Origin of the sequence: Lactiplantibacillus plantarum, assembly GCF_014131735.1 — a bacterium.
GTDB lineage: Bacteria > Bacillota > Bacilli > Lactobacillales > Lactobacillaceae > Lactiplantibacillus > Lactiplantibacillus plantarum.
Genome location: NZ_CP039121.1, coordinates 1,160,795 through 1,181,620, shown reverse-complemented (window position 1 = coordinate 1,181,620; position 20,826 = coordinate 1,160,795). Strand labels below are relative to the sequence as shown.

Annotated in this window: 19 protein-coding genes and 1 pseudogene; 2 read left to right on the top strand and 18 right to left on the bottom strand. The window is 40.6% G+C overall.

What is annotated here, in order from left to right; translation table 11 throughout:
• Nucleotides 1-118 precede the first annotated feature (118 nt).
• Nucleotides 119-559 carry a MarR family transcriptional regulator gene (locus E5260_RS05410; RefSeq protein ID WP_003643204.1) on the bottom strand — a complete coding sequence of 147 codons (441 nt, stop codon included), beginning with the start codon at nt 557-559 and terminating at the stop codon, nt 119-121.
• Nucleotides 560-570: 11 nt separating this feature from the next.
• Entirely contained in the window at nt 571-3,675 is a 3,105-nt protein-coding gene (locus tag E5260_RS05405) for a lectin-like domain-containing protein (RefSeq protein WP_054605158.1), read from the bottom strand.
• Between the two features lie 306 nt (nt 3,676-3,981).
• Between E5260_RS05405 and E5260_RS05400 the strand changes: the two genes are divergently transcribed.
• A complete protein-coding gene (locus E5260_RS05400) occupies nt 3,982-4,665 on the top strand; it encodes an AraC family transcriptional regulator (RefSeq protein ID WP_003643286.1) in 684 nt (227 codons plus the stop codon).
• On the top strand, nt 4,614-4,727 hold the full coding sequence (locus E5260_RS15460; RefSeq protein WP_225867891.1) for a hypothetical protein: 114 nt from the start codon (nt 4,614-4,616) through the stop codon (nt 4,725-4,727). The genes E5260_RS05400 and E5260_RS15460 overlap by 52 nt, the downstream gene beginning before the upstream one ends.
• A 124-nt stretch (nt 4,728-4,851) precedes the next feature.
• Here the strand turns inward: E5260_RS15460 and E5260_RS05395 are convergent, their stop codons facing one another.
• The 16 genes and pseudogenes from E5260_RS05395 to E5260_RS15615 all read right to left on the bottom strand — a co-directional run bounded on the left by E5260_RS05395 (nt 4,852) and on the right by E5260_RS15615 (nt 20,806).
• Entirely contained in the window at nt 4,852-5,628 is a 777-nt protein-coding gene (locus tag E5260_RS05395; protein WP_003643285.1) for a DUF4422 domain-containing protein, read from the bottom strand.
• 135 nt (nt 5,629-5,763) lie between these two features.
• The gene (locus E5260_RS05390) at nt 5,764-6,843 is read right to left on the bottom strand and encodes an acyltransferase family protein (protein ID WP_003643284.1); all 1,080 of its coding nucleotides are present in this window, start codon (nt 6,841-6,843) and stop codon (nt 5,764-5,766) included.
• Nucleotides 6,827-7,936 carry a polysaccharide biosynthesis protein gene (locus E5260_RS05385; protein ID WP_003643283.1) on the bottom strand — a complete coding sequence of 370 codons (1,110 nt, stop codon included), beginning with the start codon at nt 7,934-7,936 and terminating at the stop codon, nt 6,827-6,829. Before E5260_RS05385 ends, E5260_RS05390 begins: the two co-directional genes overlap by 17 nt.
• Nucleotides 7,933-9,153 carry a hypothetical protein gene (locus tag E5260_RS05380; RefSeq protein WP_003643282.1) on the bottom strand — a complete coding sequence of 407 codons (1,221 nt, stop codon included), beginning with the start codon at nt 9,151-9,153 and terminating at the stop codon, nt 7,933-7,935. Before E5260_RS05380 ends, E5260_RS05385 begins: the two co-directional genes overlap by 4 nt.
• Entirely contained in the window at nt 9,140-9,763 is a 624-nt protein-coding gene (locus tag E5260_RS05375; RefSeq protein WP_003643281.1) for a YveK family protein, read from the bottom strand. Before E5260_RS05375 ends, E5260_RS05380 begins: the two co-directional genes overlap by 14 nt.
• Before the next feature lie 5 nt (nt 9,764-9,768).
• Nucleotides 9,769-10,896, bottom strand: coding sequence for a hypothetical protein (locus tag E5260_RS05370; protein WP_003643280.1), 1,128 nt, complete (start codon nt 10,894-10,896; stop codon nt 9,769-9,771).
• A 21-nt stretch (nt 10,897-10,917) separates the two neighbouring features.
• Nucleotides 10,918-12,051, bottom strand: coding sequence for a UDP-galactopyranose mutase (glf, locus tag E5260_RS05365; protein WP_013355410.1), 1,134 nt, complete (start codon nt 12,049-12,051; stop codon nt 10,918-10,920).
• A gap of 512 nt (nt 12,052-12,563) precedes the next feature.
• Entirely contained in the window at nt 12,564-13,496 is a 933-nt protein-coding gene (locus tag E5260_RS05360; protein ID WP_003643278.1) for a glycosyltransferase family 2 protein, read from the bottom strand.
• A gap of 33 nt (nt 13,497-13,529) precedes the next feature.
• Nucleotides 13,530-14,438, bottom strand: coding sequence for a glycosyltransferase family 2 protein (locus E5260_RS05355; protein ID WP_024971744.1), 909 nt, complete (start codon nt 14,436-14,438; stop codon nt 13,530-13,532).
• 436 nt (nt 14,439-14,874) lie between these two features.
• Nucleotides 14,875-15,369 carry a DUF2247 family protein gene (locus tag E5260_RS05350; RefSeq protein WP_003643276.1) on the bottom strand — a complete coding sequence of 165 codons (495 nt, stop codon included), beginning with the start codon at nt 15,367-15,369 and terminating at the stop codon, nt 14,875-14,877.
• Between the two features lie 599 nt (nt 15,370-15,968).
• Entirely contained in the window at nt 15,969-16,436 is a 468-nt protein-coding gene (locus E5260_RS05345; protein WP_003643275.1) for an SMI1/KNR4 family protein, read from the bottom strand.
• 267 nt (nt 16,437-16,703) lie between these two features.
• Nucleotides 16,704-17,195: a hypothetical protein gene (locus E5260_RS05340; protein WP_024971742.1), complete on the bottom strand. Its 492-nt coding sequence runs from the start codon at nt 17,193-17,195 to the stop codon at nt 16,704-16,706.
• A gap of 642 nt (nt 17,196-17,837) precedes the next feature.
• Nucleotides 17,838-18,233 carry a barstar family protein gene (locus E5260_RS05335; protein ID WP_003643273.1) on the bottom strand — a complete coding sequence of 132 codons (396 nt, stop codon included), beginning with the start codon at nt 18,231-18,233 and terminating at the stop codon, nt 17,838-17,840.
• 875 nt (nt 18,234-19,108) lie between these two features.
• Nucleotides 19,109-19,429, bottom strand: coding sequence for a hypothetical protein (locus tag E5260_RS05330; RefSeq protein WP_003643271.1), 321 nt, complete (start codon nt 19,427-19,429; stop codon nt 19,109-19,111).
• A gap of 314 nt (nt 19,430-19,743) precedes the next feature.
• The gene (locus E5260_RS05325; RefSeq protein ID WP_003643270.1) at nt 19,744-20,058 is read right to left on the bottom strand and encodes a hypothetical protein; all 315 of its coding nucleotides are present in this window, start codon (nt 20,056-20,058) and stop codon (nt 19,744-19,746) included.
• Nucleotides 20,059-20,543: 485 nt separating this feature from the next.
• Nucleotides 20,544-20,806, bottom strand: a pseudogene (locus E5260_RS15615) (hypothetical protein).
• Nucleotides 20,807-20,826: the final 20 nt, after the last annotated feature.

The following is a 20,826-nucleotide window of genomic DNA, read 5'->3' as shown; positions in this document are numbered from 1 at the left end:
GTCTCTATACATCAATTACAAAGGCCCAACAAAGTTAAATAAGTTATTGGGTCTTTGAGATTAAAGTGCCCCATAAATTGGAGTAAATCCAATTTATGGGGCACTTTAGGGTTGCTTTTTAGTTGTTTAGTATAATTAACTGTTGCTTTAAGTATCTGAGCTGTTTCATTAATGTAGCCAGTTCGTGATTACAATCAAAAGCTTGTAGATTTGCCTGTATTTGCCGAGCAACTTTCCCAATAGTTTCTTGACCAGTAGTAGTCAATGACAACCAAACTATTCGTCGATCGCTTTGATCAATTTGTGGCTGAATCAAATTATCTTGAATGAGATGCCAAGTATTCCTAGAAATTAGTGTGCGAGTGACCTTGAATACTTTTGCTAACTCACTAGCACTAGCTTGTTCATGTTGCTCAAGATAGACTAATACTTCCCACTCACGCATGGAAATCCCGGTTGTTACAAGTCCTTGTATTGACATTTGGTGCACTTGCTTCTGAATAGATTGTAGTGTTTCTAAACTTTCAAACTGGGCTTTGATTTGTTGATGATTTAGCATATACTTCTGCCCTACTCTTTGTGCTGTCGCTTAGCCATACCAAGGAGACCTAATAGGCCACTCATGGCTAATAACAATAAACCACTAAGCGTCATATGTTGTTGATCCGTTTCATTAGTTTGTGGTAATCGTTGACCCACAAACTTAATGGTTATTGTTTGAACCGACTTATCAGATGTCATCGGTTGATCTGGTTTTGCTGGTGTCGTTAGCTGTCCTGGTTTAACCGGTTGTGTCGATGTTGTTGGTTGACCTGGTTTAACCGGTTCTGTCGGTGTTGTTGGTTGACCTGGTTTAACCGGTTCTGTCGGTGTTGTTGGTATCGTTGGTTGTTCTGGTTTAACCGGTTTTGTTGATGTGCTATCAGCCTTATAAACTACCGTAAATTCAAGGTCACTGGAATCACCAGTAACGGTCTGCGTACTAATTTTGCTCTGATCTGGTGTGTAGCCCTTAATTGCTGGACTATCCACGGCCGCAAATTGTTGCGCTGCCGACCAACCCCCATATGTCTTTTCACCCGTGACAGCATCTGTAGATACAGTCCGTGTAAACGTGATGGGCTGGGCCACATAATCATCATGGGCTATAGTTCCATCCGTATAAACATAATGAATAGTCTCATTGACCGTTTTACTTTCCGTTGTCACGGTTGGAGCATTCTTGGTGTACACGATGGTAAATTCAAGGTCACTGGAATCGCCAGTAACGGTCTGCGTACTAATTTTGCTCTGATCTGGTGTGTAGCCCTTAATTGCTGGACTATCCACGGCCGCAAATTGTTGCGCTGCCGACCAACCCCCATATGTCTTTTCACCCGTGACAGCATCTGTAAATATAGTCCGTGTAAACGTGATGGGCTGGGCCACATAGTCATCGTGGGCTGTAGTTCCATCCGTATAAACATAATGAATAGTCTCATTGACCGTTTTACTTTCCGTTGCCACGATTGGGACATTCTTGGTGTACACGACGGTAAATTCAAGGTCACCAGAATCACCAGTAACCGTCTGCGCTGACACATGCTGCAAATCTGAATTAGGCGCATCAGTACTTGTTACTGTATAGCCCTTGATTTGTGGATTTGTAACTGCATCGAAATCTTGACTATTACCCAATACCCATCCAGAATCGACTGGTCTACCAGTTGTCGCATCTAGTTCTATCGATGTTGTAATTGTTGAATAGTAGGTTGTCGTCGTTCCATCCACCGGATTCGTCACGGTCAATATATGGATGGGATTGGCGGTGTAGCTAGTGGTCAACGCATGACCATTTTCATCAACATAATTAATAGTTTCGTTAACTGTCTTGACAATAGCCATATATTCAGGCACATATACATAGATAACAGTACCATTGTCACCCGATTGGATTAAGGTTCCATTGGCATCTAAACTTTTTGTGCCGGTAACTGAGCCATCATCCATCTTAATAAATCTATAATTGGGAATTATTAATTGTTTAGTGGTGTACCGACCATTGACATACGCTCCATCTGGATAATTAGCTGTTCCTTGAGCTAGCTGATGTCCAGTAGTATCAACATATTTTACATTCACAGTCGCTGCTTCTTGAAAATCGAAGCTAGTCAACTTAAATTGTTGTAAATTTTTAGCTGCACCAGTTGATGCACTGACAACCATGGCCATTGCTTGATAAGAACTGGCAACAGTCGTCTTCCAAGCTAATACTTTACCACTAGCTTGCGTATAACTAACGGTTAACGTTCTTGTAGCACCATCATAGTTAACTACAAAATCATGAAAGTTACCATCAATATCCGCTTTACTTAACGCCTGCGACTCTCCTGTATCTTGAGCCCACCATCGCTGTACCTTAGAACCATTCGCAGTCGAAATTTCTTGGTTACTCGTCTTGACAAAGGTGCCATATGGTGCGTTGGCTGAGTCACCATTCCAACCAAAGCCATTAGAATTTGTTGATGAGATTTCACTCCCATTTTTATCTGATGATGGTGCTTGGTAGCTATTAAACCATGTGTCTAGCTTGAACCCGATAGCGTCTTGCAATCCACCAATACCTAAATTACCACCAGCATTTCCCACGTCAGTTGTATTGCCACTGTGAAAAGCAAACCCAATTCCATCCGCACCATTCGGGTTAGACCCCAGATTTACCTGACCAGTTAATGTAAAGCTTTTATTCATATCAATCTTACTGGTTAATGAAAAATTACCAACTTGATTATTTTGATTGGGCGTAATAGTTACAATTCCCGTCTTGGCATCATATGTTGCAGATCCGTTCAAACTAAAATACTTTAGGAAATTGTCCTTGTCTACATGAGTCAAGGCCGCTTCATCAGAGATCAACGCTTTACTTGTACGAAGCTGCTGTAACAATGTGCTATATGACACTTTTGTCTTGGTGGAGTACTTTTTAACACTAGTCGAGGTAGCACGAACCGCTTTGCCCGTAGTCGTAGTTGTTAATGATTGGGCTTGGCTTTTAGTGCTATTAATCTTCCGACTACTTGTACTGGTTGTCTGACTAGTATTTTTCGCACTACTGGATTCTTGATTGCTTGTACGGGTCGCTTGATTAATACTCTTGGCACTGTTAGCTTCTTGATTGCTTGTACTGGTTGTCTGACTAGTATTTTTCGTACTACTGGATTCTTGATTGCTTGTACGGGTCGCTTGATTAATACTCTTGGCACTGTTAGCTTCTTGATTGCTTGTACTGGTTGCCTGACTAGTATTTTTCGCACTACTGGATTCTTGTTTGCTTGTACTGGTTGCCTGACTAGTATTTTGAACGCTACTATTTTCTTGGCTAGTTGCGCTGACCGCCTTATTGACAACACTCGCGCTAGCGTCTTGATTAATTGATGCACTAACACTTTTATCATCATTTGTAAGAATCACATTACTAGACGTATGCTGATTTTTAGACGCATCAGTAGAGATGCTCGTCACATGTTGAGATGCTGAATCGTTCGTCACTTCGGAATCTGCTGCGGCGGCCCGTGTCATAGTAACAGTACCTACCCCCAATGAAACCAACGTAATCCCCATAATAGCCCAGTTTTTTCCACATTTATAAAGCTTATAGTGTGTTTTATGCTCTCCAAAATTATCCTTTTTTAACATAAAAATCTATCCTTTCGCACGATTTTGTAAAAAATCATGCGAAAGGATAGGTGTAAAATGGGACATTATAATTAAAGTTTCTCAGTTAAATTCACGATAAGTATAGCATTACCTATTTGATAACGCAGAATATATAGCACGATTTTTTACAAAAGCATGCTAAAGTTACCTTGTTGCCTTAATTAATCATAATGGTAACATCTTTCTACTACAAAATAAATTACATTTAATAATTTTTGTGTTGTCCATGAATGATTTGTATTGCAAAATATCAAATTTAATAATTATGATGGAAGGTCTCTAATTATGAACATTGCACGCTTTACTCCCTTGCGTATCTCATCATCCGAGCAAGAATTCATTTTAAATTTTTCATTATTGGAACATGATCTGATACACTTTTTTAAAATACGTGATTTCGATCACGCAATTAGTCGCATCAATAAATTCAAGGAAGTTCATCCTATAAATTGTATCGATGCAGAAATACTTAATCAACTTCTACTGGGCTTAATTGGTAGCTTAACAGCAGCTAGTTATACCCACAATCTCAACCTAAATGACTTCCTAAAATTGCGATTATATTTCTTTAATTTTATTAAAAAATCACCTTGTACATCATCGACATTTTGGCCATTAAGCAATGATATCATTACTACTTATTTCAATTTATTAGACAACTTCGACTTTCATGTTTCTTACCAGAATCTATCAAAACAAGTGGCTTTAACGGCTTATTACATCAGTGCCCATCCACAAGAACTTACTAACAGTCATGGAGTTCTGCATACTTTAAACTTGAACAATGATTACACCCAAAAACTGTTCAAAAAAGAACTAGGATTTTCAATTAATGCGTATATTCAGCATATTAAATTATCAGAAGCCAAGCGTTTGTTACTACAACGTAGCTATCTGTCGGTAAAATCGCATCTTTATTGCACTTTTATGACACCCCTACGTTCTCAAAAACATTCAAAAAGACTGTAGGTTTGTCACCACTCAAGTATCGTGAACTAAACTATCTGTCGTTAACAAGTCAGTCCTATTAATATGACCTGGTCACTATTAAACGCGTACTGGTGGTTATCGATACACGTTACTTGATGTTCATGGTACACCAGGATCACCTACTCAACACTTCAATTTGTCTGCATTAAATTGAAATGTCAAACGTTAAAAATGGGTCCGCTTGGCAGCTTGTGGAAAGAACTTACGTTTCAACAGATTATACGCTTTCGCCGGTAACTGTTGCTTTTCCATGTACATTACCGGGACTTCCACGTACTTAAGTTGGTTATGGTTGATCCACACGTCCAATAGGAACTCAGATAAGTACCCGAAAACGCGAGCTTCTTGGACATCGTAATCCGCAATATCGATCCGGTCACACACAGCAAACAGAATATCAAAGACCCATTTGGCATAGTCGTCAAACTTAGGACCCGCCATAATCATCATGTTAAACATGTGCGCCGACGTTTGATGCATCAACTGATCAAAATCATCTAAGTAGGCGGCATGACGTTCACTAATAACCGTTCGCATCATGTCCAGTGGTTCCCGATGATGTGCGTGAACGTAATGTGAATAATTCGATTCAATATAATAATGGCGCTTTTTTGGTACGATGACATCATATTGCTGCAATAAACTTTCAATTTCGGTCATTGATAAAATACCGGCTAATTTGCGTTTAGGTGCCTCAGACAAGTAGCGTCGATATTGATTCAAACCCTTAACATCCGCATGACAGTTCTTCCAGATCCAGTACATCGCCGTTAGCTCGTTAAAGTTCGGGTTGCTTGCCGAAATGTTGTCACCGACGTTATCAGGTTGATAATTTTGTGGTGCACCCCCATGGATCGCAGCACCAACAAAAATAGGTCGGTAAGTTGGATCCTGTGGCATTTGATACGGCTTATGAGCCGCTACATAAATTTGTACTTTCATTTGCCAGTCCCCCTCTGGTATGAAATTTGTGCTTCAAATCATGATAAATTTTCCATCATTTAATAATGCAAGTATTTGCACGTGACTGTTAGGTCAATTAATTATCTCGGTATTTGCCGGATTATACACAGTAATTTAACGACGTTGTAGCCGGCGAAATAGATACTGCCGAGGTAAAAAACAAGCTCGAATTCCCGGAAGATGCGGAATTGCCAGCATGGCAACCGTCACGAAGCCAATCCGGTAACTGATTGCGATGATCGTCGTCACGAGTGGTCCCATATGGGTAATCAAATGATTCGTCAACCATCCTTCAATGCCAATCACGTTTAGATCGATCAAATGAAAACACAGAACCACTAGCGATAACTGACCGTAGCGTTTTAACCACTTAATCGGCCGCGCATTCGGATAATGACTAAGCCAGTCACTGACGCGAATGATACACAAACTGCCAGCAACGCCCCCCATGACGCTAATCAACAGATTAGGCGATGTTGGAACTGTCAACGCAAAATAACCCTGAAAAGCACTCACTAACCACATGAACGTGAATAATAAATACCAAGCTGATGATATCCGACTTAGCAGGGCTGTTTGTTTAACGAGGTAACCAGCATATAAAAAGAGCTGTGCTAACAACGCGGCGTTAACGGCCCACGGTAAATAAGCGGCATGACCGAGCCAACCACCTAAGATTGCGAAAATAGCGAACACCCCGCCCCGTACAATGGCCTGACGCCAGCGCTGATGACGTCGGGCCGTTAGTAGCATCACACCATTGAACAGTTGCAGCGCAATAAACATACTGAGCAAGAACCACACGGCCCCAATCGGTTGAACTTGCCAGTGCCACGGATTGAACACTGCCGAACCGGCCCCGTATGCCGTGGCAATTAGTCCTTGTCGCCAGCTTGGAAAATACGCATTAAGGAGCGGATTCGGTAATAATCGGGCTATCGCACTTACGACTAAGAGCACAACTGCCGTTGCGAGATACGGTAGTAATAGGTTAATGATGCCACGCTGACATTCTTGTCGTGCCGGGCGTGAGCGATACAAATAACCGCTCAACATGAAGAAAATCGGCATGTGAAAGGCGAAGATCAAACTACCGAAGAATTGCCCGTTATAGGGGCCCAAGGTATGACCAATCACGACCGCTAAAATTGCGATTCCCTTTGCAATATCGATCCACTCAATTCTTTTGCGCATTAACAGAGCCTCCTATTAACTGGGAGCCACCAAATAAATCTGGTAATAACCGTTGCAACCAGCGGACATGTCGTAATAACCATACTAGTTCAACGCTAACGATCAGCACCGCGATACTCCAGAGCCAACCAGACCACCACGCACCAATAATTGGTGTCAGCAACCGATTAATGACCATAAATGGTGTAATCAGTAGACCGGCCACCAGCATATCACCATAACCCGTTTGAACAAAGTTATGCCGGCGTACTGCTTTGGACCGTGGCCGGTTCATCATCCAGGTGGCAATCGTCACCCACAGCGTCAAACATGGAATTGCCTGAAAGGTTTGGGCAAATGGCTGGCTGCTGATAAGGTCAAAATTCTTTTCCAGATTCACTTGATACATCGTGACCGACACCATCACGGCATAGCACCCACATGTCAGCAGCCACGCCACTAAGAGATGTTCTCGCGTAATCCGGTGTAACACCTCCGTTTGGCTCAACCAATACCCCATCAATGCAAAAAAGCAACCGGCCGTAATCGCGAGCGGCGAATTAACACTGATCGTCGTCAAACCAGTGAAATAGGCCAAGATTGGTACCATGCCAATAAATACGAGCTCCGCCCAAAATAGGTATTGCTGAATCGCAACACTCGCATGGTGTGCAATCACCCTTAACAACGGCAAGGTGACAAAGAAGCCCAACAGCTCATACAAAATGTCATAAAAGCCCACGGGCGCTTGGGCTAACGCGGTTAAAAAGCCGGCAATGTTAAAACTATTTAAACTGCCTTGGGTCACCAAGTCTTCAAGATAGAAGGCCAGTGAGAATAAGGTAATTCCGCCTATTATCCATAAGACTCGGCGAATCAACTGTGGCACGGTCAATGCCGTGCGCCGCAATTGATAGGCGCCCAGGGCCATCAACAATAAGTTGGGGCCCGCTGCCGTTATTAATGCAATGACGAGCTGCGGATAGAACCAGATACTTTGTGGTTGGTGGCTAAAACTAAATACCGCGTTCATCCCGGTATCACCGAATAGAATTAACATCAGGGCGATGATCAGGATCAACCGCTGGACCCGATAAGCCTGTTGATGATTCATCGGCACGACGCCCCCCTTCGAATAACGACAGGTTGGTCAAATGCGGGGCCGACTGCCGTTTGATAATTTGGTAAATCAGCGAATAACATCAGAATAAAGACGTTATACGTTACTTCTAAGAAGTGCTGATCAAACATACTACTGATGGCAATGGCCACAAAGATTACCGGCAACAAATAATCGTGTTGCCGCGTACGTTGATACAAAAACCAGGTCATACCGATAATTATAATCAGCGTTAATAGTAATCCGTATGAAATCAACATATTTAAGAATGACGAGTCAATGAAGAAATACGTTGCATCACCAACACCATTGGTAAACGTTTCAAACCGATCGCCGCCCCAACCATTAATTGGAATCGGGGCTTGGCCGAATAATTTAACGCCATATGCTAATAACGCGTTATTCCCTAGCGCGAGTCGCGTGGACAAGGTATTATTGAGCGCTACCAGCAACCGGTCTTGATAATTAAAAATATTCGACAACCCAATAATTAGCCCACTAGCAAGTGGTAACATCAAAAAGCTATACCGAATCATCGGCCGAAGCCACCGAAGCTGACGGCGATAGATATAGACCAAGTACAAGCTGATCAAAACGAGTAAAGCAATCACATCCGTCATCGTTTTCGTAAACTGGTAAATCATTGCCAGGCCAAACAACACGGGTAATAGCGCTACTAATCGAAAACGACGGGCCAATAAATACAAATACGCCGCACACAGATAGAAAATATGGGCCGCAAAATCAGTGGTATACACGACACCAAACGACTGACGTAACCCATCGGCAGTTGCAAACGTAATATTTTTAATCAGTCCGACTTCCGCAGCAACTAGCGCTAACAAGAGAATCGTCCCCACGACGCCCAGATAAACTTGAATGATCTGCCGAAACGAAACTTCCCGGGCTGCAATCACCAACATGATTGTCGGCATCAAATAATGCGCACCCGATGTGAGTGTCACGACAGTCACCAGTACAAGTAAACTGACTTCTCCAATAATTTGGCCGGGGGTCAAGGTATCTAAGCAAACCACGAGGCCCAGTAATGCGGCCAAAGTCGCTAATTCAATCAAAACGCCCACTCGATGCGGTATCATCTCGTTAAAGGTCGTCGTCTGTAGTGTGACTGAGGCTAAGTAGATTCCGAAGATAATCAGATAGAGCACATTACGGTGCTGCTGCATACTTGCTCCCCTACGTCTCATCATCGTGCCGCCCCCAACCCTGACCATATTTCACGAGGTACGGACTCAGCAACGCCAAGCCGCCCCCAACAACTAATATTAACTTCCAAAGCGCCCCGCGAATCACGTTCGTCTCACGCGTTACGGTACGTTTAACTGTCTTCACTCGATAATTTTTTAAGCCCGTCAGATTAGCTTTAATCGCCACATTGAACGCCTGAACATTCTGCTGGGCCACTTGCCGTGAACTACTCGTTGCTGTCACTCGCAAGACCGGTCGCCGCGCAACTGGTGCCGCTTGGACCGACTCACTCAGTTCCTGAATCGGTTGCCAAATGCCATAATGCGCATAGGCATAAGTGCTGGCTCGAGTCAGCACTGCACTCTGGTGTGGCATCACGTTGAACTGCGTGATAGCTTTGATATCCTGGCGTCGCTGACGTTTTAGACGGGCTGTTGACAGCCCTGAACGCGGCGTTTGCGCAATCTGAATATCAACAGATGCTTGATACACCGGCTTAGGTAGCCATCGATTGCCCGCCCATCCAAGGCCGACGCTTAGCATAATGATCAGCAATTCGAGCGGCAACCACCGCCACGCTAGACTAAAGCGTTCCTTTGGCTGTACCTTCATGTGCCTCACTCACTCCCACGTAGACTAATTTGAAATTGGCTCCAGAGATAATCAGTGACCAATAGATGCTGCTGCCCCACTGCTTTAAATCGCCGATCAAGTAACCGATAACGTGGCTGTTTCTGAACTTTTTCAGCTGTCGTCAAGTCAAATATTAACCGGTAGCGATGCTTGGTGGTCGGTATCAAATTCACCGCGGTCACTCGTTGTGACTGCGCATGATTTAGCTTAACGCGACCAACCAACCTGACCGGACGCGTCAACCGATTGGCACGATAAATGGCCAACTGCGTACCGCGCTGACGAAACAGGTATAAGTGTTGATCAATCAAGCTCATTCCAGCGACTTGGCGCGCTGGGAGCTTTCCTAGTTGTAACGCGTGCCAAGCTTTGATCCGTCCAGTCTTCGTGAGCTGTCCATAATAGAGTTTGGCGCGACTGCTTTGGCGATCAATGCCGCGAACCATAACAACCGCTGAACGAGTCGTACCTGGAAAGACGGCCTGAACCCGACCTTGCTTAAAATCAGCCCCGTTAAAGTTCAACCGTTGATGTTGCCAATCTTTAAAATTAGTCGTCCAGTAACGGTCTTGCCCATCTATCAACGTCAAGCGGCCATTCGCGTACCAGACACTCGGCCGTGACAATTGCACATGCGGATAACTAATGGGTAGTTTCGTCCATATCCGGCCGTCTTGGCTGGTACTGATACGACCGTACGTTGTCGCATCACCTCGCTGCTGTCGATTTTGAAAGACCGGCGTGGCGGTATTCTGAGTACCGGCTTGTAAATACCGTGCTTGACGTAGCGTCTTGCGTAGCTCCGCCGTCGTCTGTGCAGAACGATACTTTAGATGCACTGTTTGATTACGGCGCGGCAACAAAGTCGACAATGGATCGCGAGTCGTTAAGACATAGCCATTAATGCCAGATTGAAATAAATTGCGGTGATTGACCTTACCTACTAAGGTAATTGGTCCGGGTGAAATAATCGGCGTCCCATTTTGATCAGTTTGATAAATCCGCGTGACCGTGTCTTGACCGCGCTGAATACTCAGGGCGTAGCAAGCATATCCCAATAATAGTGCGAGCAATGCTAGGCTCCCCCACACAATTGCTAGCCGTTTTCTCATCTTCAATCATCACACATTCTTTTATTTGGTCGTTGCAAATTCCGACGCGACTGTCACTAAGGCCGCGTGAATCACTTGGTGCATGTCATAGTAGCGATACTGGCCTAGTCGACCACCAAAGATGACTTGGGGTTCAGCCGCGGCGAGCTTCGCATACTGTTTGTAGAGCGTATTGTTGGTTTGATTATTGACCGGATAATACGGCTCGTCACCCCGCTGCCAGTTCGCTGGAAATTCACGTGTAATTACAGTTTGATCCGCATCGCCCTTACCGAACTCAAAGTGTTTGTGTTCGATAACACGGGTATACGGCGTCTCAGCATCAGTGTAATTGACTACGGCATTACCTTGATAATTATCCACGGGCACGGTTTCAGTCTCAAAACGTAGTGAACGGTAGGCTAATTCCCCTAACTGATATTCAAAGAATTGGTCAATCATCCCGGTAAAGACGACTTTCGGGTATTGGGCAAGATACTCAGCCTTATGCGCAAAGAAGTCGGTGTTCGTTTCCACGGTAATTTCAGGATGAGCTAACATCTTCTCAACAATCTGCGTATAACCACCGATGGGAATACCTTGATAAGTATCGTTAAAGTAATTGTTATCGTAAGTGTAGCGTACCGGTAACCGCCGAATAATGAACGCTGGTAAATCCGTAGCCTTTTGTCCCCACTGCTTTTCCGTATAACCCTTGATCAGCTTTTCGTAAATATCGGTCCCAATCAACGCAATTGCTTGTTCCTCCAAGTTGCGTGGTTGGTGATCACCGAGATTCGCCGCCGCGCGTTGTTCCGCAATCTTAGCGGCTGCTTCTGCCGGTGTCCGAACGCCCCAGAGTTCACTGAACGTATTCATGTTGAACGGCAGGTTGTACATGTGACCCTTGTAATTAGCGACTGGGCTATTCGTATAACGGTTAAATTCCGCAAATTGATTAACGTAATCCCAAATTTCACGATCCGAAGTGTGGAAGATATGAGCCCCGTATTGGTGGACTTGAATCCCCGCCACTTCCTTAGTGTAGATATTACCAGCAATGTGGTCGCGCTTTTCAATCACTTTGACCCGTTTACCGCGTAAGGCTGCTTCATGAGCAAAGACGGCACCAAATAGTCCCGCACCAACTACCAAATAATCGTATTGTTCGTTCATGTGAATTCCCCCAAAATTAACTTGTTCTTGGTGAATTATAACAAACATTACGTGATAAACAATCGCTCAACATACGGATATAATGGGTTTTAATCAAATATTGGGGCTTGCTAAATTAAGTTTACTATCTAAATAACAAATAATATTATGATTACCGGTTTCAACCATTGCGACTAAATACAAGCAATCATCTGAATGCTTTCTGGTGGTCACTGGTCAAAAGACCAATAAACGTTGCTGTAAAAACAGTAAAATTATCCATTCGAATTACAAAATAAATCTAAAAATTAAATTTTGCTTTTCCGTCTAAAATGTCACCAAAACACAAAACTAGTTGTGCCAAGAAGTTTTTTCTCAGCACAACTAGCTTTTAATTCGTTGTTAATAATGATGAAGCTGATGTCCAAAATTGAGTCGGCCTGGTTTAGTAATCTGACCTTAAATTGCAATAATCACTGGTTTCGCCTGTATACGGTTCCCATGTCATCAGACAGCTCACGATCAGGCCCACACTAAAACTTCTGTCCCGGCATGAAGTTGGGATTCAAGCCCTCACGCTCGCGACTCGCATCACGTAACGCCTCCAAGTAAACTCTGATAACCATTTTGCGATAGCCACGATAAAACGGTCCACAGAGTTTAATGGCCAATCGGGCGTAGAATCCAAGCAACCATCCGAGACTGACCAATGAGTTTGCACGCCACCGCTTGATCGTAATCAAGCGATTGCGTTGCCCGTAATAGAGTCGCCAATCGGGTACGAATTTAGACTTGAAGTCCAGGGACGGTAAAGCCGTCTTGTGAATTAATTTAGCCGCACTCACGTTGACCGGTCGACTTAGCTTGGCCGTCCGTACCGCGTACTCACAGTCATCCCACCAGATAAAGTAGCCAGCGTCTGCCACCCCCACTTGCTTGATCACGGCCACACTCATGAAAACGCCGCAGAAAGTGTACTGGTCAAACTCAAAATTACCGTGATATTCACGTTCAGGGACCGCCTGCGCTTGAAAGGTACTCCAGTTGGTGAACCGGTTCCGCTGATCCGCTTGCAAACGGCCATCCTCAATATACACACTCCCCGTCAGGATTTGGCGATTTGGATGATCTTGCTGATAAGCAATTAGTTTTTCAAAATAGTCTGGTTCAAAAATTGCATCATCATCGGACATTGAAACCCAATCCAAGTTCGGATCCGCCGCCACAATCTGCATCCCCCGAGCAAAGCCCCCAGCACCACCGATATTTTTGGTCAAATACCGGTAATCAACACTTGGATTAGCCAAAATATCAGCTGTTTGTAATTCAGCTTTTGTACCATCCGTCGAATGATTATCAATAATAATAATTTTCGCGGGTGGGACCGTCTGATTCAGTAGTGCCGTAATTGATTCGATTAGTAATTGTTTGCGGTTGAAAGTTACCACAATCGCCCCATATTGCATGTTTGTCCACTCCTTGTCTTAGCCTAACGTCCTTTATGGTAAATAATCTTGATTGCGCCCAAGCCGGTCATGCCAACCATCACGGTAACCTTGAACATACGCTTTTATCAGTGGCTCCGCTTGGCCCCATCTATCCCGAAAAAGCAAGATGGCGAATAATTTGCGCGCTAAAAAGCGACGGGCATACCAGCAGGTAACCCGAGTTTGCCCACGGTGTTTGAATAATGATGCCAGCCGATTACGCATCACGTAATATTCCTTCCACGGCGCTATAGCAGTACGAGTATACGTCGTTTTGTGTAGGACCAACGCGTCGTGGACATTTAGAAACTGACCATACTTGCGAGCCCGGAGCGCATATTCAAAGTCATCAAACCGAATAAAGTAATCCTGTTCAGGTAGCCCAATTCGTTCAACAATGCCGCGACTCATTAAGATACCCACAAACGAAAAAATATCATACTTAAAGTCCTGCGCATAGTCGGCTTCGGCTATGGGCTTAACCGTCAGTGTTTGCGAATTGGTAATCATTTCACGATGCATCGCATCATGGTGTCCATTTGGTAATAACACCGATCCTGAAAATACGCCTTGTTGCGGCTGAGTCACAATCGCTCGCCGCATCGCCGCAAAGTAGCCGGTCTGAAAAATCGCATCATCATCAGAAATCGAGATCCAATCACAGTCAGTCTGCAATGCTAGCCGGATTCCAGTTGCAAAACCAGCGGAACCACCAAGATTTTGCTGACAACGAACGTAAACCAAGTGTTGATCATCAAAGTCAAATTGTTGCTGAATAAACGCCTCCGTCCCATCCGTCGATGCGTTATCGATGACGAAGACATATTCTGGCGCTTCCGGCTGCGTCAAGACACTCTCAATAGCCTCCGCAAGTAGCGCTTTACGATTAAAAGTCACAATCACACACGCAATTTTTGTCATAAGCTTCCCCCAAATTGTTATGATCACTTAAAACTAATCCGAATTAGTCAGTTAAGCTGACTAGCCGTTTCAAGTAATTTTTCATTATACTAGTCTAGTTTGATTATAGCTAGACGTGGTGGTTAGGATAAAATATTTAAACCTGATTTTTAAGGGGATTAAACGTATTTGGAGGTTAGTTTGGAAAGATGCCTATCATTAACTGTGTCGTTATCAAAAACATGCCTTGATTTCAGAGTAATTTAAAAACACATCACAAAATTAGTTACCGAAGCTAATTTTGTGATGCACACTTTCTTAATTCTTTTTGATTTTCTATGCAATCCAGTCGTCGAATACATCCATCAATTCTCTTTCCTCAGGATAATCAAGATAAATAATTAACCTCGACCCTATACTTCAGTAGGCAAATCAATTGATCATACTGCTTAATCATTTAAATCAATCGTAATTGTTCACCCTCTAAATTTAAAAACTCATGGAACCTTAGAATTAAAATCTTACAATTTGTGTATGAATCTTGAGGCATATATTCAATAAAAGTATTCATATCTTCAGGATAGCCTTGGTTGTCATAAAATTTTTCAATTTCATCCAATAATTTCTTGTCATCAGTTACTTCATCATTGAGCTTGGACAGATAGACAAACCTAAGTTTTCTATTCTCTAGTTTATACTCATCATTGTTTTTTTCAGATACTAAGTTAAAATGACACTTTATTTCAAATAATATTCGTGATGAGTCCTCGTCTTCAACTCCCCATGCCAGTTGATTGATAAATTCATCATTAATTCCGCCTTCCATTGGTTCAACAGCATAATCTGAAATAGCTTGAATGGTAAAATACGCCATTTCCATGCCAACATAAATTGTTTCCCAATTATAGGCTAACCTTTTTGCTCTCAAATCTTTTAACGTTATTAAATTCATAATAAGTTCCTTTATTTGTCGTGTGTTTAGTTAGACCTCAAAGTTGTTTGGCCTCTAATAATAAATCTTCGATGACTTGCGTTTAACTAAGTTCCTAGCCGCACAGTTCATCGTCATATTTAGTTGATTGAACATCTTTTTACCCAGTGACCTTCCTCATAACTTTCTTAACAGTTGCCAAAACATTCGCACCTTTGTTAACTTAGCAAATTTATAACATGTTCGGGATCATTCAGTATTCTTCCTGATAGCAACATCATTGGGCCCACCTCTACACCTAATTTAGTCACTACATTAATTACTATATCACTACCTGTAATCGTCCTAATATTTAGAATATGCTAGGTTCATCAATATTCTAAAAACCAACCGATATCTGGCAAATGGTTTTCGTCGAATATCGGTTGGTTTATCTGATTAATTGATATTGCCTATTCGCATGATGCTTAATCTAAATTAATCAGCCATAGTAAATTAGACTAACCAGCAAGGCTACTGACCAATAACAACACTAGTTCCTGTGTCATATTTTCCACCATCATGGCTATAACTGACCATCCAGATTAACATATATCCGGACCTTTATCTCAGTTTGTTTTTTACTCTAATTCTCCTTCTACTATATCTAGCAAAAAATCACCAAAACTATTATATAAGACTTCATTTTTTTGAACGCTTTCAGCAAATCCTGGAAAATAGGAAGTAATTTTAGGCTCTTGATTTGTATTTAATTCTCTATAATTTAAACAAAGAATTTCACCCATCTCTGTATTATAAATCATCACTAAGTTTGTGGGCATCTTTACCACCCTACGTTCATCCAAAGTTGCCCAAACTGCATCGGGAACTCCTGAATTTTCAAAATCCTCAGTAAAAACACCATAGATTTCAGCTGCACCGAATGTTAAGGCGCCATATTCCAATAAGAACTTCCTATAATCAGACGGAAACTGTACACCTAGTTTTGTTTCTCCCATTGCTATTAATTCACTTGAAGCCCCACCAAAATGATCTACTAAATCTTTGTTTTCATGTATTAAAATTTTTGCTTGGCTATAACTGCTCACTATGCAATCTCCATTTGTTTATAATCCTTTGCACTATTCTTCTAGGAATTCCTTTTTCAACTTTCCTGGCTGACGTTTATTCAATTCTTCAGTCGTTCCTTTATTGCTGTCCTAACAATCTTCCATATGATTAAACTACCCGAATTTTTCAGCAATTCATGGTGATACTTCAACATCAACCACATTTTTATAAGGTTGCACTTGCTTTGGCAATTCAGTAGGTTAATTTCTCGTCTGCTTCATGGTTATCTTTATGATAGTTTTAAATTAGAGAGCTTGTTCCCTTAAATATGAATTAACTTGATCTCTATTTGCTGGAAGTATTTCTTCATCAGTCTGAACAAATTTTCCATCTATTTCAGTAGACAAACACTCATCACAAAACTTAATAAGCTTCTCTCTACCAATTGATGATGCTAATCTTAAATTACTATCGTGACAAATTGGACAAATTTCGTCTATCATATAACCACTTAAATCCCATATTAGCAACGAAACTTGTCTACAGATATTTTCTTTATCCAACCCTTGCTCTATCAGATTTCTATAATATGAGATACCAATTTCAAAGTTATTATCAGAATGTCCCAAAATAAAATACTTTGCTTCAAATTTTTCCATTGCTTCTAAATAATCTTTAGATACATACTTCGTAAATTCATAGTGATATCTATTTATAAAAAGTATCAGCTCATCAAAAAAAATACTCAAACTTACATTTTGAAAATTCTCATAAACAGTTAGAATTTTTTGATTCATTTTTCCTCCCATAATTTGAAACAAGATATGCCGTAATGATATCGCCCACTTTATTGGCGATGACTTTTATCCAAGTTGTTGATCATTCACCTAAACTAGGTTCAAATCTCCAACAATTTTCCCGGATTCACAATTCTTTCACCTAGTTCTTTGACAGATATCTTGATAACCGGCTCAAATTGTAAAATTTTTCCACTTATATTTCGCTAATAGTAAACTATCCTGCATTTTTTGACGAATTAATGGAACTGCCTCTTCAAACGTAATTCCATTAAAAAAGCAATATTTCGAATATTATCGTATAAGTAATTGTCAAATTTACAATTTTCTGTCTTTACTTTAAAGTAATTATAAATATCATTTAACTAGATCTGAGCAATTTAAATCACGTCGCCGGGAACACTAGTTACACTAACTTACTGATTGATATTACTTATTAAATTGATACTTTTCTAAAACAGATCAGTTATTATAACTGACAACAACCTACTGAATAATGCTGGCCTATGTATCATATTTTGCCCTAATTATGGCGAAAGCATACACTAGTTTGTCTTCGCCTAGCATCTAATTAATCGGTATATTTATTAAATCAGACAATTGCTATGCCAACTATACAACATGCTTATTTATTTTGTAGTCTTAGTTAACAAGATAAACTTTAAAGACTCTAGTTTTGCCTCCCACTACAAACTTCAAAACATCCTTCTCCCAAAACGGCAAAATATCATCTTTAAAAAGTTCAATCGAGTCCTTTCTCGCTTTAGAATCTTTTCTTAAAAAGGAACTATAATCATCAATAATCACGCAAATTCGTCGATTAGGTATCCAACTTAGATCTTTCATCCAATCCGCGTAAGCATCCCACCCTTGATAGTCAGGCATGGAGAACTTTTCGCCCATAAAGTCAAGGAAACTTCGCTTTGTTTGAATTTTTGCTCCTGGAACTTCTACCATATAATAATTCAACGTTTTCATCCGATTTCTGAGTTTTTTAATATCAATACTATTAATATATGAAATCACATTATTTTCCACGATTATTACCTCGCTTCACTTTAATAAAAGCAGCATGGTAGTCATTCGGACAGTATATCTGCTCGTCACTACTTTTGATAATCAGTTCCCATTCCTACTTTGATTTAGCCTCCAGTTATTAATCTCAAATTTTTTTGCACTTTTTACTAATTACCCATTACAATCCCCATGGGTAATTAAAAATAACCTTTCCCATACCTTGCGCCATCAGTAGGTTTCATACCTTTGCATATTAATACTTAGGCAGCTGTGACCTAGTACAATAGCATCACTTGACCGATTGTTCATATATTTGACTTTTTTTATAAGCCTCTGCAATCTTAAATTGATGATTCAAAGTTCAGACTATTCAAACCGTACCTTCCAAACGCAAACTTTTCTTACTGGTAATAGCGTATTTTTCGGCACTGTTTTACGCTTTGATTAGAAAAATTCCGAGCGCATTACTTTTACTGATGTTCTGAAATCCAAACGGACTATTTATTACTGAATCAATATTTCCAAACAACATGACATGAATAAAAGTAATCATTAAACTAGCAAACAACCTTCGAATGGCTACAATCGCTTTCCTTTTAAACTTTCATTCATTCTTCACCACTCTCAAATTCCTTTACAATATCTAAAAAATCACCATCTACAAATGTTTTTTGCGCATATTCAATTTTTTAAAATAAGGGATTCCATTTGGCTTACCAACTTCAATTACGACAATGCGCGGCAATTACAGCACTAACTTCAGCCATATGTTTTATTAAAAGAACTTTGACTACCATATTCTTATATAGATTTTAATACCCATCACCTATATAAGATAAAAGATTTTTTGGAAGACAATTTTAGTGAAAACATTGCATATATTAAATGCTATAAATCTATTTATCTTCAAACTTCACCGAAAAAACTTTGCCAAAAGTCACACATAATTCGACACTTTCGCTACTAATAAAGTATAATTGGTCTTCATTTTTTCTTAATTCAGAAATATTGTCTAGCTCAATGGATAATATATCTTCGTCTTTATAACTCAAAAAAACATTACATTTCATTTCATACGAATATATGAACAACGTTAATTTAAAATCGCCGATTGCTCTTCTATATAAAACTTCTCCGTCACCCATTTCTCCCGTTAAACTTTCAGCCTCTGACCAAAATAACTCTAGCAAATCCAAATTATTATATTTTGTAAACAATTTTGAACCTCTCCTATTTAGGAATGATAGTAACAACACCAGCTTTATCGAGAAACTGATATTTGGCAATTCATGACAAGCATCATTTTTTGATTCTCTTAATCAAAATGGATTAAGAATCCTACGTTTTTTCCGAGACAAATAGACCATAGTAAATTAGATCAAATAGCAAGCTACTAACTAATACCGATACTGATCCATACGTCATACAATGCATCGTCATGGCCAAGACAATTTGCGTATTTTTCCAACAAGAAGCGCCAATGGGACTACCATCCAAACAATTTGAATAGTTTCCCTCTTTCAATTAATTTTTAATTATCTTCAATATAATCTTCCGCATCATCAATAAAGGATGTTAATTTCAAATCAGGATACTTTTTATCTAATTTTCTCAAACAAGATATAAACTTCTTACTTTGTAAATTCTCAGAAACATAGTCAAAAACAGAACTAATCAATAATACATCATCTTCAGAGCAATTCATCAAGTACTTAATTGCTTCATCCTCATTCTTTGATAAAATATTTGTTAATTCTTCCCAGCTTCGTTCCAGTCCAAAATCATCATCTTGATTTATACGTCTTCGTTTTTTAAGTTTTCTTCGGACTTCATCTGAAATACTCATAAACTTACCTCCTTCTAATTATATACCAAATTAAGGCTGTCCAGTTTTATGGCAGCCATGATTGCCGGGTACACTTGCGTTTAGGAGTTTTTTTACGCAAAACTACGTTATCAATCTTAACATTGTTTAGACAATCTTTCGTTATTCATTTCTACCCCACTTTCTTAAAAAGTCATTATTATCTTGTCTATATTCTCTCATTTTATTCTTAAGATCATATTTTTCTTCTTAGCTTCATTGGCTTACCTGGGAGTTATAACTGAGTTTTTAAACTAAAACGGCACAAAGCACAAGATCTTTCAAGAATGGTCGATCCACACCTGACAAGTGTGATTGCCGCCGTGATCAATCCAGCAAAAGTTAATCCCAATATGTGTTGTTTCTTCCCTCATAACTCAACTTGTCTAAACTTTTCTATAAAAATAACCGATACTCGGCAATTAATCCTTGTCGAATATCGGTTATCTTAATCTGACTAACTCATATTACTTATTGACGCAGTGCTTCCCCCAGCAAATACGCCATAGTAAATCAAACTGAATAACAAGCTACCGACTAATGACGATACTAGCCCATGTGTCGTAGTTTGTGTCATCACAGCTAAGATTGCTCGAACGGCAAAGTAAGCTACTGGAATAACAGTGCCAACAAAATTAGATTGATTCCTTTTTCCTAGTAAATAACTCCAGTATCCTAAACCTAGCGTAACCACTAATAGCAATAAACCAATTATTAAAATAATGAACACCGTACCCCTCTTCTGAATAT